Source organism: Moraxella sp. RCAD0137 (assembly GCF_002894025.1).
Lineage (GTDB): Bacteria > Pseudomonadota > Gammaproteobacteria > Pseudomonadales > Moraxellaceae > Moraxella > Moraxella porci.
The window spans coordinates 81,692-105,269 of record NZ_LTCC01000003.1 but is presented as its reverse complement, the minus strand read 5'-3'; the positions used below and the strand labels follow the sequence as shown (position 1 = coordinate 105,269).

Below are 23,578 nucleotides of genomic sequence, written 5' to 3'. Positions count from 1 at the left end.
AATTTTATGATTTATGACATCATCGGCGACATCCATGGACAAGCAGATAAGCTGATTGGGCTATTGACACAGCTTGGCTATCGACATGATGGCGACTGCTATCGTGCACCGCCAAATCATCGGGCGATATTTATCGGTGATTTGATCGATCGTGGTGCTCGCCAAGTCGATACACTGCAGATTGTCTTTGAGATGATTGATCACGGTGAAGCCCATGCCGTGATGGGCAATCATGAGTACAACGCCATCGGCTATGCCACGCCCCACCCTGATGGCGACTACTGCCGAGCTCGCACCGCGTCAAATACGCATCAGCATCAGGCATTTTTGGATGAATTACCGCTAGGCAGTGATGCGTATTGGCACTGGATTAGCCGTCTGTATGAGCTGCCTTTGTGGCTTGAATTTGATGGATTTTGTGTGGTGCACGCCTGCTGGGACACCAAGGCAATGGCTGTGCTTGCACCCCATCTCACCCCCGATCATCGCATCACCCGCCAAGGTATCATTGCCACCGCAACCAAAGACACCAGTGAGTTTATCGCACTTGAACGCGTCCTAAAAGGCATCGAAAGTCCCCTACCCGACGGCATCGTACTGATCGATGGGCATAACATTACCCGTACTCGCACCCGCATCAAATGGTGGCTTGATGATTGGCAAAATCTGCCACTGAGCCAAGCGGCACAGCTTGGCAGTCGTGCAGTGATGCATCTACCCAGTGATCAAGATTATAAGCCGCTGCCGATGGATTTTGAGATTTTGACCGATAAGCCGATTTTTATTGGGCATTATTGGCTGGATGGTACGCCGACCTGCCTATCATCACAGGTGGTGTGTACTGACTATTCGGCAGGCAGTACAGGGTTTTTGACTGCTTATCAGTTTGATACGGATAAGCCTGCCTTGTCCGATGATGGCTTTGTGCAGTATTTGGGCTAAGTAGATTTTGATTCATGGATTTACGCCCAAAACTTAGTACACGGCTGATTGCCATTTTTGCCCAAATGTGCTAATTTATTCTTTTAATCACCATAAGGAAATCCTATGTCATCGAGCGATCAACCTGCACCAATCACTTCGCCAGCCGGCACACCAAAAGTCGGCATCATCATGGGCTCACAGTCTGACTGGGCGACGATGCGTGAAGCAGCTCAGATTTTGGCGGATTTTGGTGTGGCATTTGAGTGCGAAGTCGTCTCTGCCCACCGTACGCCGGACAAATTATTTGACTATGCCAAAGCCGCCAAAGGCAAAGGCCTGCAAGTCATCATCGCAGGTGCAGGCGGTGCTGCTCATCTACCAGGAATGTGTGCCAGCCAGACCGCTCTACCCGTGCTAGGCGTACCTGTCAAATCCAGCACGCTCTCCGGTTGGGACAGCCTACTCTCCATCGTACAAATGCCAAAAGGCATCGCTGTCGGCACGCTTGCCATCGGTACAGCAGGAGCGTTCAACGCAGGCTTACTTGCTATCCAAATCCTAGCTCTACATGATGAGCGTCTAGCGACACAGCTTGATGCCTTTAGAACCAAACAAACCCAGACCGTGCTTGCCAATCCAATCCCAGGGATTATCGGCTAAGCCAAGCTGATGGGCAGACTGGTAAAATTTGCGTTTTGTCCAAGATTTTCGGTCGAAAATATGCGATAATATCCGAAGTTTTTATAAAATTTCGGATATTTTTTAATTTGAGATCAACTATGACAAATTCACTTCACACCATCGGCATTCTAGGTGGTGGACAATTGGGCATGATGCTTGCCGAAGCTGCTTTGCCACTTGGTTATCGCTGTGTATTTCTCGAAGATGCGGACAATCCGCCTGCCGCCTTGTACGGTCAAGTATTTAAGACACACGAACTGGACGCCTTTATCAGTGCCAGCGATGTATTTACCCTAGAGTTTGAAAACACTCCTGTCGATACCGCGCGCAAGCTTGGCGAGCTGACCGATAAAGGCGGATTATTTCCCCCTGCTCGTGCGCTCGAAGTCGCCCAAGACCGCCTAAACGAAAAAACACTGTTCAATCAGCTTGACATCGCCACCGTGCCATTTATGGCGGTGCATACGCTTGACGACATCAAGACTGCTGCCGATACCCTAGGCTTGCCACTAGTGCTCAAGACCAGTCGTGGTGGCTATGATGGTAAAGGGCAATTCGTCCTAAAATCCGTTGATGCCATCAGCGACGCTTGGGCGACGCTCGGCGATGCAACCAAATCAGCACCGCTGATTGCCGAAGGGTTTATCAACTTTAGCCGTGAAGTCTCCATCATCGCTGTGCGTAGCAAGACAGGCGAAATCCGCTATTACCCACTGGTCGAAAATGTCCACACAAACGGCATTCTTGCCAAGACCACCGCCCCTGCTGCCGATACTGAGCATCTGACCGCCCAAGCGCAGTCAAATATCCAAAAACTGCTCGAGCATCTGGACTATGTCGGTGTGATGGCACTGGAGCTATTTGTCACAGATGATGGCGTGCTTGCCAATGAAATCGCCCCACGCGTGCACAACTCAGGACACTGGAGTATCGAAGGGGCACACTGTAGCCAGTTTGAGAACCATATCCGTGCCGTCGCAGGCCTACCGCTTGGCGATACCACCATCAGCCATCCATCGGTGATGCTCAATGTCATCGGCAAATACCCAAGCCGTGCCGATGTGCTTGCCATTGATGGCGTACATTATCACCACTATCACAAGTCCGAACGAGATGGCCGCAAAATCGCCCATATTACGGTGATGACTGGTGATGAACATCAAGCTGATGCAGTGGCAAACGCCGAACGCCTATTGGTGAACTGCTAATTTTAGCCAATCCGCTCTTTTGGGCGGATTTTTTTGTGGCAGGCTTGGCTCATTGTATGACAACAACATCAGCCTGCCCACAAAATCCAAGACAACCCAATCAAGCAATTTGACTGAAACAACTGATAAATACAACACCATGAAACTGTATATCGACGCTGACGCTATTCCTGCCATCGCCAAAGAACTCATCATCAAGACCGCTAATCGCACAGGCGTGCCCACCATCTTTGTCGCCAATCGCCCCACTCGCCTGCCACCATCACCGCACCTATCATCGGTCGTGGTCGCTGATGGCTTTGATGTGGCAGATGATTATATCGCCCAAGCGGTAGAGTCTGGAGACGGTGTCATCACAAGCGACATCCCCTTGGCCAGTGAAGTGCTTGACAAAGGCGGCTGGGCAATGAGTGCACGGGGTGAAGTGTTTAACCTTGAGACAATTAAGCTGAAGCTCAATAGCCGTGATTTTATGGACATGATGCGTGGCACAGGCGTACTTGATCCTAGCCAAATGGGCGGTCAAAAGCCGTATTCGGATAAAGACAAAAAGGCGTTTGCCGATGGGCTAAATCGCTTGGTCAAACCTGCCAAAAATAGTTAATCCTAATTACCAATCAATTTAAAAATAATAATCTTACCAAGCCTGCCAACACCAGCAAGAAAAAAGTGCAAAATTGGTGCAAAACAGACAAGCTATTTTGGTAAACTTGGTGCATAATAAGCAAAATAATTTTCAAGATAAGACCCTCATGATCGAACAATGGACCAAAGAGAGCATCATTCAACGGCTACTGACTTTTATTTTACTGACCATTTTGATCATTCTGTGCTTTCAGGTGGTACAGTTTTTTATTTCGCCGATGATTTGGGCGGCGATTTTGGCATATGTCACTTATCCATTGTATCGATTTTTTTATCAAAAAGTTCAATTCAGCTCAACTTTTAGCGCCTTAATCATGACAGTGAGCATCTCGCTGATGATTGGCGTGCCACTGCTGATTGGCGTGTTTTTCTTACAACAAGAGGTCATCAGCTTTTATGGTATGGCGGTGCGTCGCCTACAAGCCGGCTATGTGGATTTGCCAGAAAGCATCAAAAATTTGCCCGTCGTCGGTCAGCAGGTGCGTGATTTATTATGGGAAATCAACAAAGACCCTGAGGCGTCCATGACAGCCATGCGTAACTGGGTGCAGTCGCATCTGTATTATGGCAAAATGGCGTTCGATGCGGTACTCAAAAACCTTGCCAAGCTTGGCATGGCGCTGATGACGCTGTTTTTCTTTTATCGTGATGGTCTCAGTCTCGTGCGACAAATTCGCCAAGCACTGCGTAATGTCATCGGTGATCGCATTGATCATTATATCAATTCGGTGACTGCCACGACGCGTGCGGTGGTCTACGGGATTGGCTTGACAGCACTTGCCCAAGCATTGCTGGCTGGTATCGGCTATGCCATCGCCGGTGCACCCAACCCGATACTACTGACCATCATCACTTTTATGGTGGCGATGATTCCTTTTGGTACGCCATTTGCTTGGGGTGGTGTGGCATTATGGCTGCTGTCTCAAGGTCATACCACCGAAGGGATTGGTCTTGGATTGTGGGGGATTTTGGTGATCAGCTGGGTGGATAATCTGATTCGCCCAATGGTCATCAGCGGTGCGACCAAGATTCCGTTTATTTTGATTTTTATTGGTGTACTTGGTGGCTTGACGGCATTTGGCTTTGTAGGGTTGTTCATAGGTCCTGTACTACTTGCCATCATGCTTGCTGTTTGGCGTGAATGGGTCAGTCAGCACAAAAATGAAATTTTTGCCAGTACCAAGACTGGATTTCCTGTAGCAGATGGCAAGGCATTGCTGGCCGATACCACGCCCGCACCCGTTATCAATCACGATGCCATCAATACCGAAGATGCATCTACTGATACGACCACCGACACCATGACCGATACCAAAAAGGATAGCTGATGCTGACCGTACTAGCCGATGAGAATATCGCCAATATTGACGACTACCTGCACCATCATGACATCAAGGTCATCAAGCTAAAGGGTCGTGACATCAACCGTGATGCCTTACTGGCACATCAGCCTGACGCACTGTTTATCCGCTCGGTGACACAGGTGAGTGCGGCGAATTTGGGCGAATTATCCGCCCTGCCACTGAAGTTCATTGGCTCTGCCACCATTGGCACTGATCATGTGGATACGGATTTTTTGGCACAGCATGGCATAAGCTTTAGTAATGCTGCTGGCTGTAGCAAGCACTCAGTTGCCCAATATGTCATCACTGCCATTTTGCACACTTATCCGAGCTATCGCAGCACGCCGATACGCCTAGGCATCATCGGACTTGGCAATATCGGCAGCACTTTGGCGGATTATGCTAAAAAGCTTGGCTGGCAAGTAGTGGGCTTTGATCCCTTTTTACCACCATCAGATATCAATACACTTGATTTTCAATCTGTGCTAAACTGTGATGCCATCAGCATTCATACGCCCCTGACACGCACAGGCACACATCCGACCTTCAATCTGATCAATGCCGACACACTTGCGCAAATGCAGCCGAACGCCCTACTGATCAATACCGCTCGGGGTGAGATCATCGATGAAGCCGCCCTACTAGGCGACATCGCACGCACCCATCGCAAGGTTATTCTAGATGTATTCCCTAGTGAGCCTGCCATCAGCACGCCATTGATGGACGCACTACACCTAACCACATCACATATCGCAGGCTATACGCTCGAAGGCAAACTGCGTGGCACAGATATGATTTATCAGGCATTTTGCCAGTCGTTTGGTATCACACCCATTCAAAAATTTGAACCACTCCTACCGCCCAATCCGTATCGGTTTGATGACTTAATCCATCAGCTGGGTGGCAGTGATACTGACCGAGCAGTGTTGGCGCAGTTTTATGACATCGCCAAAGATGATACGAGCCTGCGAGCAGTCTGCACTGATATGGGCGTACAAGGTGCGGACTTTGACTATCTGCGTAAAACTTATCAGCTACGCCGTGAGTGGCTTTAAGGCTTAAGACCCATGATGACCGACTACCAACCCACTTTATCCCTGATCAATGCCCAAAAAAAGGCAGCGTTTTTACGCAAGATTCGAGAGTTTTTTTATCAGCGTGATGTCATGGAAGTCACTACGCCGATTTTGTCCAATCGTGGTAATACCGATGTATTTATCGAATCAGTATCGGTGAATTTTCATCAACAAGGACGCCCAAAAACAGGCTATCTGCACACCTCGCCTGAGTTCGCCATGAAGCGGCTGCTAGCCACTTATCAAGTACCGATGTATCAGCTGTGCCAAGTGTTTCGGGATAATGAAAAAGGGCATAAGCACAACATTGAATTTACCATGCTTGAATGGTATCGCCCGAGATTTGATTTGGATATGCTGGCTGATGAGTTGCAGGCGCTACTGACGACTGTATTTGGTACGCCAATGCAGATGATAACGCTGAGCTATGCTGATGCTTTTATCAAAACCATACAGATTCATCCTTTATCCGCCAGTATCGAGATGCTAAGAGCCTGCGCCCTATCGCATGGCATCACGCTGGATATGGGTGATGATCATCAAGGGTGGCTGGATTTATTATTTAGCCATCTTGTTGAGCCAACATTGGGCTTTGGGGCGCCGACACTCATCACCGACTATCCGCCTGCGACCGCATCACTTGCCAAGATGTCAGTAGATGCCGATGGTCATCAAGTCGCCAAACGCTTTGAGTTGTATATCAACGGCATCGAGATTGCCAATGCGTATGACGAACTGGCTGATGGCAAAGCACTAAGACAGCGCTTCGAGCAGGATAATGCACAGCGTACAGCACTTGGGCTGCCAGTCATGCCGATTGATGAGCATCTGCTGGCAGCGTGTGATGAGTTGCCTGAGTGTAGTGGCATTGCCCTTGGTGTGGATCGATTGTTTATGGTGGTCTCAGGACTTACTGACATCAGTCAGTCGATTGCGATAATGACTGAGCAAGCATAATCTGCTTAGCTTAAGCATCACCCAACACATCTTTTGCCCACAATATCAATGGCAAATCCACCATCTTGCCATCAATAGCAAACACCGTATCGCCTGTACGCTGATATTCTGCTAGGATTTTTTGGGCAAACACTCGTTCATCATCACTGGTGGCTAGAGCCTTTTTCATAATGGCTATCTGCTTAGGGTGAATCGCCATCTGCCCACCAAACCCAAAATCCACCCAATGTTTGACGCAGTCCACCAGCCCTTGCTCATCATCAAAATCGACAAACACCGCATCAATCGGTGGGCGTATGCCATTTGCCAAAGAATACACAAGTAACTCACTGCGAATCTTGTCAAATAGCACCGCTGCCGCCTGCGAGCCCATACGCACACCATGCGAATGTAATAAATCCAGACAGCCAAAACTCATCGCATATAGCCCTTTGGCAGTGGCAATCTTGGCGATATTCGCCACACCAACTGGCGACTCAACCACGGCGATCACCGGCAGTCCTGTGGCTTGGTGCAGATGTTCGACCTGCTCAGGATTTTGGCACTTGGGTAGGATGATGCCATCGACTTGATTCAGCTTTGATATGCACTGCAAATCATAAGTATGCTCACTTTGGTGACTGGCATTCACTCGTAGCCAATAGCGATGTTCACTGACGGCATCAAACTTGATTAACTGCTCACGCACATCGTCCTTTTGGTCGTCTGCCACTGCATCTTCTAGGTCAATAATCACCACATCAGCACCTGTGGCTACCGCCTTTGACACACGATCTAGGCGGATGGCAGGGACGAATAGGTATAGCGCATGATGATCCTTGGGCATATTCAATCCTTGATTTTAAGCTTGATGGTCAATGTTTGATGACAAATATTATTAATAAACAATAACTTGCCATCATCAGCTGTTATAAGCTTTTTGATCAGCATCACGCTTCATCAAAAAACACCTGCGCAACTTTGCCTGTGAGGGTTTGCCCGATGAATGGCGTGTTCTTACCAGCTGATAGCATGGTATCCTTTGAGACACACCAAGACAGCTCAGGATCGATCAGCACTGCGCCACCGATGGCATCATAGTTGGTGATGCCTGCGATCTTGGCAGGATTTAGGCAGATTTTTTCGATCAGTTGTTCAGGCGTTAAGATGCCATCTTTGACCAGCTTGACACCCAGTGCCACAAAGGTGTCAAAATTACTGATGCCAGGGGTAGCCTCGCCAAACGGTGCTTGCTTGGCTGATGATGACAGCGGCTCATGATGGCTACAAATCGCATCGATAGTGCCATCTTTTAGACCCTCGATCAGCGCTTTTTGGTCGGTGTTACTGCGTAGTGGCGGCATCACATAGGCATTAGCATCATAGCCCTCGATGTCATCATCGGTGAGGTGCAGCTGATGCATCGCCACATCACAGGTCACAGGCAGGCCTTTTTTCTTGGCCAATGCGATCAGCTCCACAGAAGTACGGCAAGTGATCTGGCTAAAATGCACCTGAATGCCCGTCTCCTCCGCCATCAAAATCTGCTTTGATAATGCGATGGTCTCAGCCAGCCAAGGAATCCCCTGCAAGCCATGAAATGAAGCAATATAGCCCTCATGTGCCACCCCGCCTTTAGATAGGCTTGGCTCATCAGGATAAAAAAATACTTTCAAGCCAAAAGTCGCGGCATATTCTAAGCAGCGCAGCATCACCAAATCATTGGCAAATCCGCGGCCAGCATTGGTCACCGCGATGGCGCCGCCCTGCTTTAATCCAGCCAAATTGGCAGGCTGCTCACCACCCAAATCATTCGTCAGCGCACCTAAAATATGCAAATGCACGCCGCCATCATGCAGTGCTTTTTCGCGCAAACCCTTGAGCAATGAGCCGTTTTGTAAAATCGGGTCGGTATCAGGTGGCAGCACCACATGTAAGATGCCATTGGCGCGGGCTGCACGCCCCTCGCTTGCCAAAGTGCCGTGTGACTGATGACCTGGTTCGCGCAGACGAGCGCACAGATCGACGATGGGCGGAATGAGCCATTTGCCTTGGGTGTCAATGCCATCAAGGTTCGGTTGCTGCCAGTCGGTAGGAAGTAAGTTTTTCATATCCATCTCTTATGCTTTCTTATTAAATAATCATCACCAGCCAGCGATCAGCGAGCGCTCATCTGACCCTGCATTGCCATCGCCATCACCGCCATACGCACAGCGATGCCGTTATTGACCTGCTTTAGGATGACTGACTGTGAGCCATCGGCGACACTCGATGTGATCTCGACACCGCGGTTCATCGGGCCTGGATGCATCACGAGTGCATTTGTCTTGGCCAGTTTGACACGGCTTTCGGTGATGCCATACATCTTAAAATACTCTGCCGTCGATGGCAGCAGCGGTGAGCCGATGCGTTCGTTTTGGATGCGCAGACCGATCATCACATCCACATCCGCCACACCCTGCTCGATTTGTTCGAACACCGACACATCATAGCGCTCGATGCCTTTTGGCAAAAGGGTGCGTGGCGCGATGACGCGAATGTCTTTGACGCCCAATGTCTTTAATGCGCAGATGTCAGAGCGTGCCACACGGCTGTGCTTGATGTCGCCAATGATGGCCACAGACAGCTCATCAAAAGATTTGTTATTCTTAAGGCATGCTTCACGATGGATGGTCAGCATATCAAGCATCGCTTGAGTTGGATGCGCATGCCAACCATCGCCTGCATTGATGATCGCGACATTTGGCGTCACCTGAGTGGCCATAAAATGCGCCGCGCCTGATGCCCCATGGCGCACCACAAACATATCGGCACTCATCGCCTCCAGATTCCATAAGGTATCACGCAGCGTCTCGCCTTTGTTGGTACTTGAGCGCGCGATATCCAGATTCAGCACATTGGCACCCAAACGCTTTTGTGCCGCCTCAAAAGTCGTGCGCGTGCGCGTCGAATTTTCAAAAAATAAATTCATCACCGTGCGCCCTGATAGCTCATCGGTATTGATCAGCTTGTCATTGGCATCAAAATACCCCATCGCCTTATCAATGATGCTTTCAAGTTGAGCGCGATTGAGTCCCTCCACGCCCAGAAAATGACGAATGCCACCATCGCTAGACAGTTGTGGTCGTGCCAATTGAGCATTGAGTCGTGCATCGACATCGGTCAAGATATTTTGCGACATAAAGATATCCTTGCAAGTAGTTTAAAAAGCATTACCCATCACCACACAAAAGCCTATGATTTTTAGGGCAAATTTGCTACACTATTAGCCAGATTGTTTGGCAAATACGCACAGTGCCGACAGTTAATTTATTTTATAAAATAATGTGTACAATGGCTTTGGAATCGTGATTTGGTTTGATGCTTTATAGTTTAGCCGATTTACCGCCAACTACAAAGCAAAAAATGAGATTTTTTATCAAGAAAATCGCCAATCTGACACCGCCATCGCCATAACAACCGCCATGACAACAAAGGATGAACCATGACAACTTTACACGACTATCTGCAAGCACATAGCACACCTGAGATTGCAAGCACTTTGACCACGCTTGCCACCGCCAGTATCTCAATCAGCCATCTACTGGACAAAGGTGCATTGGCTGGCATTCATGGCGAAGCTGGTAACGAAAATGTCCAAGGCGAAGCCCAAAAGAAACTCGATGTCATCTCAAATGACCTACTACTGGGCGCCTTGACTCGTAATCCACACTGTGCAGGCGTGGCATCCGAAGAGCTTGACGACATCAGCCCTGCCAACGAAGACGGCTCATTGCTCGTGCTGTTTGATCCACTCGATGGCTCAAGCAATATCGATATTAATATGACCGTTGGCACGATTTTCTCGATTTTGCCGTATCATAATGTGGGCAAGCCTGCGACCGAAGCGGATTTTTTACAAAAAGGTGAAAACCAAGTCGCCGCTGGTTACTTTATCTATGGCACATCGACCATGCTAGCACTGACTTTAGGTAATGGCGTGGCGATGTTTAGCTTTGACCCAAATACCCAAGCTTATATCCTAATCAATGACAATGTACAAATCGCCAAATCCACCGCCGAATACGCCATCAACGCATCCAATCATCGCTACTGGCTCGCGCCAATCCAAGAATACATCGACGGACTGGTCGCAGGTGATGCTGGCGTGCGTAACAAAGACTACAATATGCGCTGGGTGGCGGCGATGATTGCCGATGTGCATCGTATCTTGATTCGTGGTGGCGTGTTTATGTATCCATACGACACCAAAATCGCCGGCAAAGCAGGCAAACTACGCCTAATGTATGAAGCTAACCCGATGAGCTTTGTGATTGAGCAAGCAGGTGGCGCATCGACCGATGCGGTGGCTCGTATTATGCAAATCGAACCGACAAACATCCATCAGCGCATCCCTGTGGTGCTCGGTGCAGTCGAAGAAGTAGAATTTGTCAAAGCCTTGCACGCCAAAGCAGGTATCTTGGCAAATGGTGAACCGGCTTAAGCCAAAAAATAGCGGATATTCTACTATCCGCTATTTTTTCCTCAGATAAAATCAGGCAATTCATCCGTATTGCTTACAGTTTGGTTTTTTAGTTGTTGAGTTTCCACATACTCTTTAGCTTCAACCTCGTCAACAAACTCAACCTTGTCATTTTCAGCTAATACAACCTCTTTAATTTCATCCAATGTTACATTAAAAAATTCCTTTCTATAATTCACCAAATTAACACGCTTATCAGCAAATATTCTTTGAATTTTTGCCTCAAGAGCAGGTGCATCTTCGCTAAAAATCATGGCATGAACATCAAAATAGAAAGGTACGCTTGCATCACCAAGTTCTCGCACCCGATCCATTGGATCAAGACGTCTAGTCATGCCAATCTTGTAAACATCTTTGCCAAAAGAACCAATATTGGAAATCACATATACATACCCCAACTTGGTCTGTTCCGCCATTGCCTTCACTCTATCATTTTGGCGCTGAAGCTCTCTTAGTTCAGCTCCCATCTCTTCAATTTCTTTTTGCAATCTTGCAAGCTCCTCACCTGATGAATGATTTGCTCTTTCCTGAACTTTATTTAACAAATCTTGCAGTTTTTCCTCCTCTTTTCTAGCTCGCTCCGCCTCTTTTCTCAACTGCTCCTCTTCTCTCTCCAGTCTTCTGAGTTCAGCTTGATGTAATCTTTCTTCCTCAACTTTCATTTTATGCTCATGAACCAAATGCAACTCATCAAGTTTTAATGACTTATATTGTCTGGAAATGGAAATTGTATTTGATTTATTGAATTTATTAATATCATCAAAAGACTTATTCAATCTCTCTTCCATTCTCTGAATATTTTTCCAAGTCGTATTAGAAATAATAACGTCACACTCATTATTGAAAGATCGTAACGCAAGAGAGATTGCCTGTTTGGTCATTTTCTCACCCTCTTTTGCACTTCCGTTTACGGTCCAAGACTGCTCAGCTTTAGCCGCCAAGCCATGCTTCACCATTTTCTTCTGTTTTTCTCTAATTTCTTTAATTTTATTCTTATAGTTCTCCGAAGTTCCAAAGTCAAAGTGCGGTGTATAGACGCCAACTTCAGCAAGTTCTAAAGACTCCTCATAAATCGCTAACTTATTTTTTAAAGTATTGTAAGTTTCACGCTTGTCCTTATACTCATCTTTTATAGCTTGGATTTTTTCTTCCAAGCTACTAATTTCCTCTTCCTTTTTTAGAATTAAATCATCAACCGCTTGGATTTTATTCTCCAAAGCTTTTTCAGCATCTCGTTCAGCCTGTTTAAGTAATTCTTCTTTATTTTCAGTAAGCTGAGAAATTTCTTGTTCCAAATTATTCAAAACAACTTTTCTGTTGGCAAGTTCATTGTCAACGTCTGCAATACCTGAGTATTTTTGCTGAAGCTCTTGGGTTTCAGTTAGAAGCTTTTTATTTTTTGAGCGCATTCGAAACCAAAGCACCAACACAACAATAAATAGCAAGAAGAATACCAAATCCATTACAGCACCTCAATTAATTGTAAATAATTAATTATAACATCCTATTTTCAATTATCAATATTTACAACCCCTTGATGATTAACAACCCCCTTAGTCTTGTGGTACAATATTTTTATTTAATCAATACCACCGATATGACCATCATCTCATCTGCCCAAAATCCCACCATTAAGCACGCCCATGCACTCTTGGCCAATCACCGTGCTCGCAAAAAAAGCGGTCAAACCGTGCTCGAAGGCGTACATCTGATTGATGCCTATCTTGCCAAAGGCTTGGCAGTGGATAAGCTGATTATCAGCGAAACCGCCATCAACCACCCCGAAATCTCGCCGATTTTGGCACATATCGATGACAAAGCAATGCTTGTCATCACCGATAAGCTGTACAAAGAAATCCGCACATTAGGCGATGGCGTAGATGTGATGGCTATCATCGATGTACCGACACAGACACTCAGCATCATCACAGATGACTGCCTAATCCTAAATGGCGTGCAGGACGCAGGCAATGCAGGCACGCTACTACGCAGTGCATCATCGGTCGGTATCCGCACCATCATCACCACGACAGGGTCAGCCAGCCTATGGTCGCCCAAATGCCTGCGTGCAGGGATGGGGGCGCAGTTTTCGCTGACCATCATCGAGCAGGTGAGTACTGATGCACTACTATCATCTGTCAAAACGCCGCTGTATGCCACCAGTAGCCATGTGGATAAGGTGATTTATGACCATGATTTGACCGGCAAGGTCGCATGGGTGCTCGGGCACGAAGGTCAAGGCGTTGAGCCTGCCATCCTAAGCCAAGCCACCGCCATCGCCCTACCGCAGCCCGGTGGACAAGAGAGTCTCAATGTCGGTGTGGCAGGCAGTATCTGCTTTTATGAGATGCTACGCCAAAGACGCTATCAAGGCTAACTCATGCGCCGTGTGCTAGGCTCGCTATGGCTATGGGTGGCGGTGGTTGCCCTAGCCATCATCGGTATCATTGCGACCGATGACCGTATCATCGTGCGTGAGTACTCTTGGCAAGCACCGCACGGCTCGCCTGCAAGCACACCGCTGACGATTGCCATCATTACCGATTTGCACAGCTGTTTTTATGGTGATAATCAAAGCCAAATTATTGACATCCTAAAATCCCGACACATCGATGCCATCGTGCTTGGTGGTGATATTTATGATGATGTACTACCACAGACGCACGCAGATGTACTACTATCACAGCTGCCTGCCATCACGCCCAATGTCTATTATGTCAATGGCAATCACGAACTGTATCTGCCCCATGATACCTATCACCAACTAGAACAAAAAATCCGCCAATACGGTATCCATATCCTACACGGTCAAGGTCAAGCCATCAGCACTGACAGCCCTGTGATGATTTGGGGCGTGTCAGATCCTGTCAGTGGTCGATTTGCACAGGATCTCAGGACGGTTGGACAGCTTGCCAAGGCTCAAAAGCCCAATATCTTAATCAGCCATCGCCCTGAGCACATCACCGATTATACGCGCTATCCTTTTGACATCGTCATCAGTGGGCACGCACATGGTGGACAGTGGCGTGTGCCGTATCTGATCAATGGGCTATTTGCACCCAATCAAGGCATTCTGCCAAAATACGCTGGTGGCAGCTATCAACTGCCCAACCCATCAAGCCACAGTCAGCAGACACAGCTCATCGTCAGTCGTGGACTGGCTCGTGAATCGACACGCTATATCCCTAGGATTTTTAATCGCCCTGAAGTGGTGTTTTTGACCATCAATCCACAGTCGGGGCAGTTGTAAAGTGGTTGGGGTGTGTATTCTGCTGTACTTTTGCTCTCAACCGTGCGATCCATAAATCACTAAAGTGGCAATTGCATAAAATAAAGCTTTTGAAAATTCATATTTATTGCATTCGTATACAAACTCATCTCTTGAAAAAATTGATTCTCTTTATATTTTTCTGATACCATAAACCACGCCAGAGCCTTCCCCAACCCATCTGTAATGCTTGCAGTTTCAGTGGTGCGTGGTACACACCTACCATACTGGGGCAGGTAATGCTCGTAATAGCGTCATAGATTAACAAGAGGTAAAAATGCTATTTGATCCAATACTTAGCAGACAAAATGCAATGATTGACTTTTTAGTCAATATGGAATACGACCCAAATCTTAATATGGGGGCAATGTCCGAAGCTAGTATTAACATGATGATTTCTGACTGGATTGTAGGTCTTAAACAAGAAACAGAAGTTATTTTACCTAGTCGTATCGCATGGCTATAAGAAGCCATTGACAACAAAGAAACGCTTAAAATGATGAGCATGGCATTTCGACAATACTGCATGTATGAAAGCCTTGCCCTAGCCAAATGGCTACATACTGGCACAGATAGTTTAACTGACTGGGAGCAAGCTAGACGGTGGTATGCAGATTATTATGTGGATGAACTATGGTGTCAAAAAAACCAGCTTAAAAATTATTGTTTGGATGACTATATGGGACTGTGTATCCAATCCCAAGCCTATCAGGCAGGGATTGATGAGTTTGAACGATATTATGGCAATAAAAATATTAGTATCAATAGAAAAACCCTCACACCAAGAGAATATGGCTATTTAGTTTGTCAAAATAAAATAAACCCACAATATGATGATGCAACCATGCTTGAGCTTGGTAAAAAATTACTTATCAAACATCTTGAAAGTACTTGGTTGGGCTATGGTCAATATAACCGTGCTACTATTTGGTTAAAGGTTGTTTATGAAAATTATCATGCACCGCTAAGCCCTGAGCAAGTTTTATTAAGGACTTATGATAATATGCCAAATGTTGAAAAACCAAGTTTTATAAGAGATATTTAGTACAGTAGGTGCACACAGCGAACCATTAATTAACCGTTTCAGTGGTGCGTTGTATGCACCCTGCCATACTGCCGTATTTATTTAATTATGATAATAAGATGGTGAACATCGTCCAACACAACCACAGCCCTACAATAAAGACAGGCAGTAGCATAATGGCGATGGCAAGCCAAGCAATGACTTTCAATAAATCGAGAAATAAATCAAGCATCACAGACCTTGTGATAATCAATAGATATTAAAACTTAATTATGAGTGTTTTATTTATAAATGTCAATTTCAAAGTCAACAATCAGTTGAGCAGCTCGTTAAGTACGGCAGTATGCTACAACACACCACTGAAGCAGTTTAGATTAATGGCGTGCCGTGTGCATCCTACTTTGCTTCACCATTTCAATCTCTACAATTGATAAGCCAGTGTTAATTTTGTGGATTGATTAAGCCAGCGTATCATTTTTCGTGGTGCTTTTGGTAGTCATCAGCATACAAGGCGAACCAACCTTATACTAAGCCAATCACCAAAGAAAAACCTTGAAACCATCACAGTTTCAAGGTTTTTGATATTTATCCAATCACAGCTGATTACAGCTTAGCAGTCAGCTCTGGCACGACAGTAAACAGATCGCCTTCTAGGAAATAATCCGCCACACCTGCGATTGGTGCTTCAGGATCATTGTTGATGGCGACGATGGTCTTAGAGTCTTTCATACCCGCCAAATGCTGAATCGCACCTGAGATACCTACAGCGATGTAGAGATTTGGGGCGACGATTTTACCCGTTTGACCGACCTGATAGTCATTTGGCACAAAGCCAGCATCCACCGCTGCACGGCTAGCACCCACAGCAGCACCCAGTTTGTCTGCCAGTGGTTCGATGTATTTGGTGAAGTTCTCACCGCTTGCCAGTGCACGACCACCTGAGACGACGATGCTCGCTGAAGTCAGCTCTGGGCGATCAGATACTGCCAGCTCTTCTTTGACGAAGCTTGATTTGCCTGCATCGGTCGCTGTCGCTACTGCTTCGATGGCAGCTGAGCCAGTCAGCTCTGCCGGCTCAAATGCTGTGCCGCGTACTGTGACGATGACGATTGATTCAGAAGTTTTGACTGTGGCGGTGGCGTTGCCGGCATAGATCGGACGCTCAAAGGTGTTAGCATCGACCACAGCAGTGATGTCTGATACCATGCTGACATCCAGTAGTGCTGCGACGCGTGGCAGGAAGTTTTTGCCTGTGGTGGTCGCTGGTGCGACGATATGGCTATAGCCTGCCGCTAGGTCTTTGACCAATAGCGAGATATTCTCAGCCAGCTGATTGGCATAGGCAGCGTTATCTGCTACCAAAACTTTGCTCACGCCTGCGACTTTGGCAGCTTGTTCAGCGACTGCTTGACAGCCTGCACCTGCGACCAATAGATGCACATCACCGCCCATCTGAGTCGCAGCGGTCACGGTCGCCAGTGTTGCTGATTTTAATTCTTTATTGTCATGTTCTGCATAGACTAAAATTGCCATAATTCTTATCCTTAATCTGTAATAACCGTATTAGATGACGCGTGCTTCATTTTTTAGTTTGTCAATCAGCTCATCAACTGAAGCCACTTTGACACCTGCTGAACGCTCTTTTGGTGCAACCACTTTGACCGTCTCAAGCTTAGAAGTCATATCCACACCGAAGTCCGCTGGCGTTTTGGTTTCTAGTGGTTTTTTCTTGGCCGCCATGATGTTTGGCAGTTTTGGGAAGCGTGGTTCATTCAGACGCAAGTCGGTCGTAATCACCGCAGGCAGTGGCAAAGCAACGGTTTGCAGACCGCCATCGATTTCACGAGTGACATTCACCTTGTCACCCTCAACCACCACTTCTGATGCAAAAGTACCTTGACCCACACCCATCAGTGCTGCCAGCATCTGACCGGTTTGGTTATTGTCATCATCGATGGCTTGTTTGCCTAGTAGGACGATTTGAGCGCCTTCTTGTTCGGCGATACCTTTTAGGATTTTGGCGACTTGTAGCGGATAGGCTTTGGCATCAGTCTCAACCAAAATGCCACGGTCAGCACCCAATGCCAATGCAGAGCGGATTTGCTCTTGGGCTTGGGTTGTGCCAACACTCACTGCGATGATCTCAGATGCCACGCCTTTTTCTTTTAGGCGTACCGCTTCTTCGATGGCAATTTCACAAAATGGGTTGACAGACATCTTGGCATTAGCAAGCTCAACACCTGTTTCGTCAGCCTTGACACGCACTTTGACATTGTGATCCACAACGCGTTTTACCGCAACTACTATCTTCATAAAGTCCTCTTTAATTCTCAGATGTGAAGGTGAAATTGTTTCATGAATAGGTTACACATTTAGCGCCGATTTGTAAACCATTTGGCGAAACTTTTTCATGCTAAAATCGCGATTTTGACCATCCAGTCACGCTGCATAAATTGCTTGAATTTTAAATTAATCATCATCAATCCCAAACTTTCGCCCGCCCATCGCCTTATCAAGATAAGACAAAGTAGCTGTGATGGCTTGGCTGCAATCGCCTTGATATACAGCCTAATGATAATCTGTTACAATGGCAAGTCCTGATTTTATAAGATATTCGCATGAAAACACTTGCCACGATGACCGATGAACAACAAGGCTACTTTTTTACTCTCATCACCATGCTGATTTGGGGGAGTTTTAGCCTGATTGCACGGCTGAACGCCTATTGGCAAATCCAAGTGTGGGATGTGCTTGCCATGCGATTTGGTATCGCTGCGTTGATTTTGATGCCGATTTTATGGCTCAAAAAAGACTATCGATTTTTGTTCGATTATCGCATGGTGCTATTGGCACTGTCGGGCAGTATTGGCTATTGTGTGTTTGTGTATAGTGGATTTTTTTATGCGCCTGTGGTGCATGGCGTGGTGTTTTTGAACGGGACTTTTCCATTATTCGCCGCTTTGATCGCTTATCTGATGCTCGGGCAAAAAGTCGATCGTCAAACAGGTATCGGGCTATCGATCATCGTTATCACGCTGGCTTTGATGACAGTGATGATGTCAATAAAAGATGGCGGCTTTGGCGTGGGGGATGCGATGTTCATCGGCAGTGCGGTGTGCTGGGGGCTGTTTTCGGTACTGCTACGCAAATGGTCGTTTACGCCATGGCAGGTGATGAGTGGTGTCGGCATCTGGTCGGCGGTGCTGTATCTGCCTGTGTATGCGGTATTTGTGACGCCACAGTTTGGTGATGTCAAGCCGCTGCATTTGGCGGTACAAGGGCTATTTCACGGTATCGCTGTGGTGATTGTGGCGACACTCACCTATGCCAAAGCGGTGGAGAAAATCGGACTGTTCAAGGCGGGTAGTATCGCCAATCTTGCTCCGTTTATCGCAAGTATTCTAGCCGTGCCACTGCTTGGCGAAACACTCAATCCCATCATGGTCTGCGGTCTGATCGGTATGGCACTTGGCGCATTGCAGCCATGGCGGTGGGTGGTGCGCTGATCACCATCCCTTACGGGTGATATGACTGGTTTGACCATCTTTAATGGCCATGATAAAGTGCTTGTCGATCAGCCCGATCTCATCATAGATAAAGTCAGTTTTTGCAACACCTTGGGTGTCAATGATGCCCCATTTGCCATCTTTTACTACAGCGATCACGCCATCGGTGACGGCATATGCCTGTGAAAATTCAAGCAAACTCATGTCCTTTAAAGGCTCATCATAGATAAAATCAATCACCGTTTGATTGTTTGAATTGATAAATCCCCATTTGTGATTTTTCTTGGCAGCTGCCAAGCCATCAGCAAAATAATTCACCGCTTGATATTGCGGCTTGATGACCATCTTGGCATCACGATTCACAAATCCCCACAGTCCATGCTGTTTAACAGCCAAAAGTCCATCGCCTGTGATATACGCTTTTATTTCATCATAACTTAGTGGCTGCACGACTTTGCCATCACGATCAATGATGCCATATTTGCCCAACTTTTCGGCAATATACAGCCTTTCATCATATCTGATTAAGCCATCATAAGCCTGCGAGATGGGTTGATTATGTTTATCAATCAAATACCATGCATCGCCCGAGCGCACAACCGCCACGCCCTGCACGAACGCCTGCGCGTCATCATAGACGGATTCGATGATGGATTTGCCATGCGTGTCGATATAGCCATATTTATCATGTTGTTTGATTGCGATCAGTCCATCACCATAACGCACTGTTGAATCGCCTGATTCCGCCATCCAATCGGTGATGAAATGAAAATTTTGATCAAGCAATATACAGCCTTGATCATCCCGACATATTTTGGCGATCGCGCCATTGTCATCGGTGGTAATCAGCTGATCCTTAACAGGGATAAGCACTCTGCCATCGCCATCATATATACCCATTTGAAGTTGATTATTATCAGACGCATCAAACACAGTCAGCGTATAGATAGGCTTATGATTAAAAATCGGTGTCAGTAGCCCTTGAGTTAATGGCATGATCTCTTTGCCCGTGGTATCGATCAAGGCAGAATATATCTGCCCATCTTGATGGCGAGTTGCAACCGCGCGATGAAATTGAAATACATCAAAACCGCGCAAGTGATCAATGTCATCATATGTCGGCTCAAGCACCCACGCACCTTGGGCATTGATCAGTCCTGTACCATCATAAGTCTTGACAATGGCGACGCCGTGGCGAAAAGGCTTGACCATCAAAGCATCAGACAAATCAATCACCACGCTGCCATATTGATCCAAAAAAGCATAGTTAGCCGATGGTTTTAACTGCGCCAAAAACAGCCCCTCATCACAGCTGCCAGTATAGACATCCAAATGATCAAATGCCAAAAAGCCATCATCATTCAAATGACCGCCCTCCACCAAAAATTGGCATCGATCATCTGCCTGTGCAGCCAAAGCTTCAGTTAACAATGGCGCGATTATTAGCAATAAGTATAGCCACTGTTTCATCACATCTCCGTATTTGTCATAAGTCGGCTCATTGATGGCTTAAGATATCATAAAATTTATACAAATTAAAAGGACTGAATGCCGTGAATGCAACATTCAGTCCTTGATGGCACCTGCCTAAGTAACAAACGCCTTCGTGATTAGCTTAGGTGATTAGCTTAGCTGTGCGACATTGATTTTGTCAGCTTTGCCAGTGTAATCCGCCATTTGGTCGAAGTTTAGATAGTTATAAACTTCCGCTTGCATATTGTCAAGCTTGCCTGCGTACTGCTGGTATTCTTCAACAGTTGGTAGCTTACCAAGTACCGCAGCGACTGATGCTAACTCTGCTGATGCCAGATAGACATTCGCACCCTGACCCAGACGGTTCGGGAAGTTACGGGTAGAAGTCGAAACAGCCGTTGAGTTTGGTGCGATACGCGCTTGGTTACCCATACATAGTGAGCAGCCTGGCATTTCGGTACGAGCGCCTGCTTGTGCGTAGGTATTATAGTAACCTTCATCCATCAATTGACGCTCATCCATCTTGGTCGGTGGTGCAATCCACATGCGTGTAGTTAGACTGCCTGCTGGCACTTCTGATAGCAGTTTACCTGCAGCACGGAAGTGGCCGATGTTGGTCATGCACGAACCGATGAACACCTCGTCGATCTTATCACCAGCCACTTCTGATAGTAGCTTAGCATCGTCTGGATCGTTCGGGCAGCACAGGATCGGCTCTTTGATTTCAGACAGATCGATTTCGTACACTTTGGCGTATTCTGCATCTGGATCTGCTTTCATTAGGCTTGGGTTATCGAGCCATTTTTGCATATTTTCTGCACGGCGTGATAGTGTGCGAGCATCGCCATAGCCCTCTGCGATCATCCATTTTAGCATGACGATGTTTGAGCGTAGGTATTCAGCCACTTTGTCTTCAGAGACAGTGATCGCACAGCCTGCTGCACTGCGTTCTGCTGATGCATCTGACAGCTCGAACGCTTGCTCAACGGTTAGATCATTTTCCATTTCGGTCAAATCGATCTCAAGGATACGACCTGAGAAAATGTTTTTCTTACCTTTTTTCTCAACCGTCAAATCACCCTCTTTGATCGCATAGTAAGGGATCGCATGGACCAGATCACGCAGGGTAATGCCAGGTTGCATTTTGCCTTTGAACTTCACAAGCACAGACTCAGGCATATCCAGTGGCATTACGCCAGTTGCTGCAGCGAACGCAACAAGGCCAGAACCTGCTGGGAATGAGATACCGATTGGGAAGCGAGTGTGAGAGTCGCCGCCAGTACCGACAGTATCAGGCAGTAGCATACGGTTTAGCCATGAGTGGATCACACCGTCGCCTGGACGCAGTGATACGCCACCACGGTTCATAATGAAATCTGGTAGTGTGTGATGCGTGATGACATCGATTGGCTTAGGATAAGCAGCGGTGTGACAGAATGACTGCATCACCAAGTCTGCTGAGAAGCCCAAGCAAGCCAAGTCTTTTAGTTCATCACGAGTCATCGGGCCTGTGGTGTCTTGAGAGCCGACAGTAGTCATCTTAGGCTCGCAGTAGGTGCCTGGGCGTACACCTTGACCTTCAGGCAGACCACAAGCGCGGCCAACCATCTTCTGCGCCAGAGTAAAGCCCTTGCCAGTATCAGCAGGCTGATCTGGAGTGCGGAACAATGTCGATGGCTCAAGACCCAATGACTCACGCGCTTTGGTGGTGAGGCTGCGGCCAATGATAAGGTTGATACGGCCACCAGCACGCACTTCATCTAACAGCACTGGGGTTTTTAGTGGAGATTCTGCGATTTGCTCGCCATTTTTAAATGCAGTGACGACTGCTGTGTCATGGTTGATTTTAAGGGTGACTTCATCGCCCATGTTCATCTCAGACACATCAATCTCAACAGGCAAAGCGCCAGCATCTTCCATGGTGTTGAAGAAAATCGGTGCGATTTTGCCGCCCAAGCAGACGCCACCATCTTTTTTATTTGGAATGTGTGGAATTTCATCACCAAAGAACCACAGCACAGAGTTGGTCGCTGACTTACGGCTTGAGCCTGTACCCACGACATCACCAACATAAGCCACAGGATTGCCTTTGGCGATCAATTCTTTGATTTGGCTCAATGGGCCAACAACACCTGGCTGCTCAGGCTTGATGCCATCGCGCTCGTTTTTTAGCATTGCATTGGCATGCAGCGGAATGTCCGGACGGCTCCATGCATCTTGGGCTGGCGACAGGTCATCGGTGTTGGTCTCACCAGTGACTTTAAATACGGTGATGGTGATTTCTTCTGGCACTTCAGGACGACTGGTAAACCACTCAGCCTCTGCCCATGATTCTAGCACAGCTTTTGCATTGGTGTTGCCCGCTTTGGCTTTTTCTTCGACATCATGGAATGCGTCAAATACCAGCAAAGTTTTCTTCAAAGCCTCTGCAGCCAAGCCGCCAAGCTCTTCATTTTCTAATAGCTCAACCAATGGCGCCACATTGTAACCACCCAACATGGTGCCTAACAAATATACAGCACGCTCTTTTGAGATCAATGGCGAGTTCGCTTCGCCCTTTGCGATGGCTGAGAGGAAAGCTGCTTTGACATATGCGGCTTGGTCAACGCCTGCTGGCACACGGTTTTCAAGCAAATCTACCAAAAATTCTTCTTCGCCTGCTGGTGGGTTTTTTAGTAGCGCCACCAAATCCGCTGTCTGCGCATCGGTTAATGGTTGTGGTGGTACGCCCAATAAAGCACGCTCAGCAACATGCGCTCTGTATTGTTCTAACATAGCAAATTCCTCTTTTTATTTACGAAAAATATCCCGTTTGGTGCTTATGATACATCCATTAGTCGCATCATAAGTGCCTAGAGATGATTCTAAGACGCCAAATCGACAATTTAGCGTCACTTCTCCACTTATAATAATAGCTGAAAATAGCGCCAATTACAAAAAATATCCCACGATAATCAACATTTATTTTATAA

At 46.9% G+C, this 23,578-nt stretch carries 22 protein-coding genes; 13 read left to right on the top strand and 9 right to left on the bottom strand.

Features of this window, described 5'->3' with window-relative positions; translation table 11 throughout:
- Positions 1-6 precede the first annotated feature (6 nt).
- The 7 genes from AZ602_RS04015 (at position 7) to epmA (ending at position 6,834) form a co-directional block, all read left to right on the top strand.
- Positions 7-942 (top strand): metallophosphoesterase, encoded by a 936-nt coding sequence (locus AZ602_RS04015; RefSeq protein WP_103033806.1) that lies wholly within the window; start codon positions 7-9, stop codon positions 940-942.
- A 105-nt stretch (positions 943-1,047) separates the two neighbouring features.
- The gene (purE, locus tag AZ602_RS04010; protein ID WP_103033805.1) at positions 1,048-1,584 is read left to right on the top strand and encodes a 5-(carboxyamino)imidazole ribonucleotide mutase; all 537 of its coding nucleotides are present in this window, start codon (positions 1,048-1,050) and stop codon (positions 1,582-1,584) included.
- 119 nt (positions 1,585-1,703) lie between these two features.
- A complete protein-coding gene (locus AZ602_RS04005) occupies positions 1,704-2,813 on the top strand; it encodes a 5-(carboxyamino)imidazole ribonucleotide synthase (RefSeq protein ID WP_103033804.1) in 1,110 nt (369 codons plus the stop codon).
- Between the two features lie 139 nt (positions 2,814-2,952).
- Entirely contained in the window at positions 2,953-3,417 is a 465-nt protein-coding gene (locus AZ602_RS04000; RefSeq protein ID WP_103033803.1) for a YaiI/YqxD family protein, read from the top strand.
- A 148-nt stretch (positions 3,418-3,565) separates the two neighbouring features.
- Positions 3,566-4,786 (top strand): AI-2E family transporter, encoded by a 1,221-nt coding sequence (locus tag AZ602_RS03995; RefSeq protein ID WP_103033877.1) that lies wholly within the window; start codon positions 3,566-3,568, stop codon positions 4,784-4,786.
- The gene (locus AZ602_RS03990; protein WP_103033802.1) at positions 4,786-5,856 is read left to right on the top strand and encodes a 4-phosphoerythronate dehydrogenase; all 1,071 of its coding nucleotides are present in this window, start codon (positions 4,786-4,788) and stop codon (positions 5,854-5,856) included. The genes AZ602_RS03995 and AZ602_RS03990 overlap by 1 nt, the downstream gene beginning before the upstream one ends.
- 12 nt (positions 5,857-5,868) lie before the next feature.
- Positions 5,869-6,834: an EF-P lysine aminoacylase EpmA gene (epmA, locus tag AZ602_RS03985; protein ID WP_103033801.1), complete on the top strand. Its 966-nt coding sequence runs from the start codon at positions 5,869-5,871 to the stop codon at positions 6,832-6,834.
- A 10-nt stretch (positions 6,835-6,844) separates the two neighbouring features.
- Here epmA and AZ602_RS03980 read toward each other — a convergent pair whose 3' ends face one another.
- The 3 genes from AZ602_RS03980 to AZ602_RS03970 form a co-directional block, all read right to left on the bottom strand.
- Positions 6,845-7,660 (bottom strand): CoA ester lyase, encoded by an 816-nt coding sequence (locus AZ602_RS03980; RefSeq protein WP_103033800.1) that lies wholly within the window; start codon positions 7,658-7,660, stop codon positions 6,845-6,847.
- A 103-nt stretch (positions 7,661-7,763) separates the two neighbouring features.
- Positions 7,764-8,924 (bottom strand): dihydroorotase, encoded by a 1,161-nt coding sequence (locus tag AZ602_RS03975; RefSeq protein ID WP_103033876.1) that lies wholly within the window; start codon positions 8,922-8,924, stop codon positions 7,764-7,766.
- Positions 8,925-8,971: 47 nt separating this feature from the next.
- On the bottom strand, positions 8,972-9,994 hold the full coding sequence (locus AZ602_RS03970; RefSeq protein ID WP_199174081.1) for an aspartate carbamoyltransferase catalytic subunit: 1,023 nt from the start codon (positions 9,992-9,994) through the stop codon (positions 8,972-8,974).
- Positions 9,995-10,297: 303 nt separating this feature from the next.
- On the opposite strand from AZ602_RS03970, the gene AZ602_RS03965 reads away from it, so the two are divergent.
- Positions 10,298-11,296, top strand: a complete 999-nt coding sequence (locus AZ602_RS03965) for a class 1 fructose-bisphosphatase (protein WP_103033799.1) — start codon at positions 10,298-10,300, stop codon at positions 11,294-11,296.
- 41 nt (positions 11,297-11,337) lie between these two features.
- Here AZ602_RS03965 and AZ602_RS03960 read toward each other — a convergent pair whose 3' ends face one another.
- Positions 11,338-12,798: a DUF4041 domain-containing protein gene (locus tag AZ602_RS03960; RefSeq protein WP_103033798.1), complete on the bottom strand. Its 1,461-nt coding sequence runs from the start codon at positions 12,796-12,798 to the stop codon at positions 11,338-11,340.
- 134 nt (positions 12,799-12,932) lie between these two features.
- On the opposite strand from AZ602_RS03960, the gene AZ602_RS03955 reads away from it, so the two are divergent.
- The 4 genes from AZ602_RS03955 (at position 12,933) to AZ602_RS03940 (ending at position 15,648) form a co-directional block, all read left to right on the top strand.
- Positions 12,933-13,712, top strand: coding sequence for an RNA methyltransferase (locus AZ602_RS03955; protein WP_103033874.1), 780 nt, complete (start codon positions 12,933-12,935; stop codon positions 13,710-13,712).
- Between the two features lie 3 nt (positions 13,713-13,715).
- Positions 13,716-14,585: a metallophosphoesterase gene (locus AZ602_RS03950; protein ID WP_103033797.1), complete on the top strand. Its 870-nt coding sequence runs from the start codon at positions 13,716-13,718 to the stop codon at positions 14,583-14,585.
- A 295-nt stretch (positions 14,586-14,880) separates the two neighbouring features.
- A complete protein-coding gene (locus AZ602_RS03945; protein WP_078317852.1) occupies positions 14,881-15,069 on the top strand; it encodes a hypothetical protein in 189 nt (62 codons plus the stop codon).
- 39 nt (positions 15,070-15,108) lie between these two features.
- Positions 15,109-15,648 carry a hypothetical protein gene (locus AZ602_RS03940; protein ID WP_103033796.1) on the top strand — a complete coding sequence of 180 codons (540 nt, stop codon included), beginning with the start codon at positions 15,109-15,111 and terminating at the stop codon, positions 15,646-15,648.
- Positions 15,649-15,733: 85 nt separating this feature from the next.
- Here the strand turns inward: AZ602_RS03940 and AZ602_RS10285 are convergent, their stop codons facing one another.
- The 3 genes from AZ602_RS10285 to AZ602_RS03930 form a co-directional block, all read right to left on the bottom strand.
- Positions 15,734-15,859, bottom strand: coding sequence for a hypothetical protein (locus tag AZ602_RS10285; protein WP_255409061.1), 126 nt, complete (start codon positions 15,857-15,859; stop codon positions 15,734-15,736).
- 371 nt (positions 15,860-16,230) lie between these two features.
- Positions 16,231-17,160, bottom strand: coding sequence for an electron transfer flavoprotein subunit alpha/FixB family protein (locus AZ602_RS03935; protein ID WP_103033795.1), 930 nt, complete (start codon positions 17,158-17,160; stop codon positions 16,231-16,233).
- Between the two features lie 30 nt (positions 17,161-17,190).
- Entirely contained in the window at positions 17,191-17,940 is a 750-nt protein-coding gene (locus tag AZ602_RS03930) for an electron transfer flavoprotein subunit beta/FixA family protein (protein ID WP_078317847.1), read from the bottom strand.
- Positions 17,941-18,263: 323 nt separating this feature from the next.
- On the opposite strand from AZ602_RS03930, the gene AZ602_RS03925 reads away from it, so the two are divergent.
- Positions 18,264-19,133, top strand: coding sequence for a DMT family transporter (locus AZ602_RS03925; RefSeq protein ID WP_103033873.1), 870 nt, complete (start codon positions 18,264-18,266; stop codon positions 19,131-19,133).
- On the opposite strand, the gene AZ602_RS03920 is transcribed toward AZ602_RS03925, so the two are convergent.
- Positions 19,134-20,603 (bottom strand): WG repeat-containing protein, encoded by a 1,470-nt coding sequence (locus AZ602_RS03920; protein ID WP_103033794.1) that lies wholly within the window; start codon positions 20,601-20,603, stop codon positions 19,134-19,136. It lies immediately after the preceding gene.
- A 153-nt stretch (positions 20,604-20,756) separates the two neighbouring features.
- On the bottom strand, positions 20,757-23,381 hold the full coding sequence (locus tag AZ602_RS03915) for a bifunctional aconitate hydratase 2/2-methylisocitrate dehydratase (RefSeq protein WP_103033793.1): 2,625 nt from the start codon (positions 23,379-23,381) through the stop codon (positions 20,757-20,759).
- Positions 23,382-23,578: the final 197 nt, after the last annotated feature.

Coding starts and splice junctions, on each gene's coding strand:
- AZ602_RS04015 (WP_103033806.1), top strand. CDS start 7: ATGATTTATGACATCATCGGCGACATCCATGGACAAGCAGATAAGCTG.
- purE (WP_103033805.1), top strand. CDS start 1,048: ATGTCATCGAGCGATCAACCTGCACCAATCACTTCGCCAGCCGGCACA.
- AZ602_RS04005 (WP_103033804.1), top strand. CDS start 1,704: ATGACAAATTCACTTCACACCATCGGCATTCTAGGTGGTGGACAATTG.
- AZ602_RS04000 (WP_103033803.1), top strand. CDS start 2,953: ATGAAACTGTATATCGACGCTGACGCTATTCCTGCCATCGCCAAAGAA.
- AZ602_RS03995 (WP_103033877.1), top strand. CDS start 3,566: ATGATCGAACAATGGACCAAAGAGAGCATCATTCAACGGCTACTGACT.
- AZ602_RS03990 (WP_103033802.1), top strand. CDS start 4,786: ATGCTGACCGTACTAGCCGATGAGAATATCGCCAATATTGACGACTAC.
- epmA (WP_103033801.1), top strand. CDS start 5,869: ATGATGACCGACTACCAACCCACTTTATCCCTGATCAATGCCCAAAAA.
- AZ602_RS03980 (WP_103033800.1), bottom strand. CDS start 7,660: ATGCCCAAGGATCATCATGCGCTATACCTATTCGTCCCTGCCATCCGC.
- AZ602_RS03975 (WP_103033876.1), bottom strand. CDS start 8,924: ATGAAAAACTTACTTCCTACCGACTGGCAGCAACCGAACCTTGATGGC.
- AZ602_RS03970 (WP_199174081.1), bottom strand. CDS start 9,994: ATGTCGCAAAATATCTTGACCGATGTCGATGCACGACTCAATGCTCAA.
- AZ602_RS03965 (WP_103033799.1), top strand. CDS start 10,298: ATGACAACTTTACACGACTATCTGCAAGCACATAGCACACCTGAGATT.
- AZ602_RS03960 (WP_103033798.1), bottom strand. CDS start 12,798: ATGGATTTGGTATTCTTCTTGCTATTTATTGTTGTGTTGGTGCTTTGG.
- AZ602_RS03955 (WP_103033874.1), top strand. CDS start 12,933: ATGACCATCATCTCATCTGCCCAAAATCCCACCATTAAGCACGCCCAT.
- AZ602_RS03950 (WP_103033797.1), top strand. CDS start 13,716: ATGCGCCGTGTGCTAGGCTCGCTATGGCTATGGGTGGCGGTGGTTGCC.
- AZ602_RS03945 (WP_078317852.1), top strand. CDS start 14,881: ATGCTATTTGATCCAATACTTAGCAGACAAAATGCAATGATTGACTTT.
- AZ602_RS03940 (WP_103033796.1), top strand. CDS start 15,109: ATGGCATTTCGACAATACTGCATGTATGAAAGCCTTGCCCTAGCCAAA.
- AZ602_RS10285 (WP_255409061.1), bottom strand. CDS start 15,859: ATGCTTGATTTATTTCTCGATTTATTGAAAGTCATTGCTTGGCTTGCC.
- AZ602_RS03935 (WP_103033795.1), bottom strand. CDS start 17,160: ATGGCAATTTTAGTCTATGCAGAACATGACAATAAAGAATTAAAATCA.
- AZ602_RS03930 (WP_078317847.1), bottom strand. CDS start 17,940: ATGAAGATAGTAGTTGCGGTAAAACGCGTTGTGGATCACAATGTCAAA.
- AZ602_RS03925 (WP_103033873.1), top strand. CDS start 18,264: ATGACCGATGAACAACAAGGCTACTTTTTTACTCTCATCACCATGCTG.
- AZ602_RS03920 (WP_103033794.1), bottom strand. CDS start 20,603: ATGAAACAGTGGCTATACTTATTGCTAATAATCGCGCCATTGTTAACT.
- AZ602_RS03915 (WP_103033793.1), bottom strand. CDS start 23,381: ATGTTAGAACAATACAGAGCGCATGTTGCTGAGCGTGCTTTATTGGGC.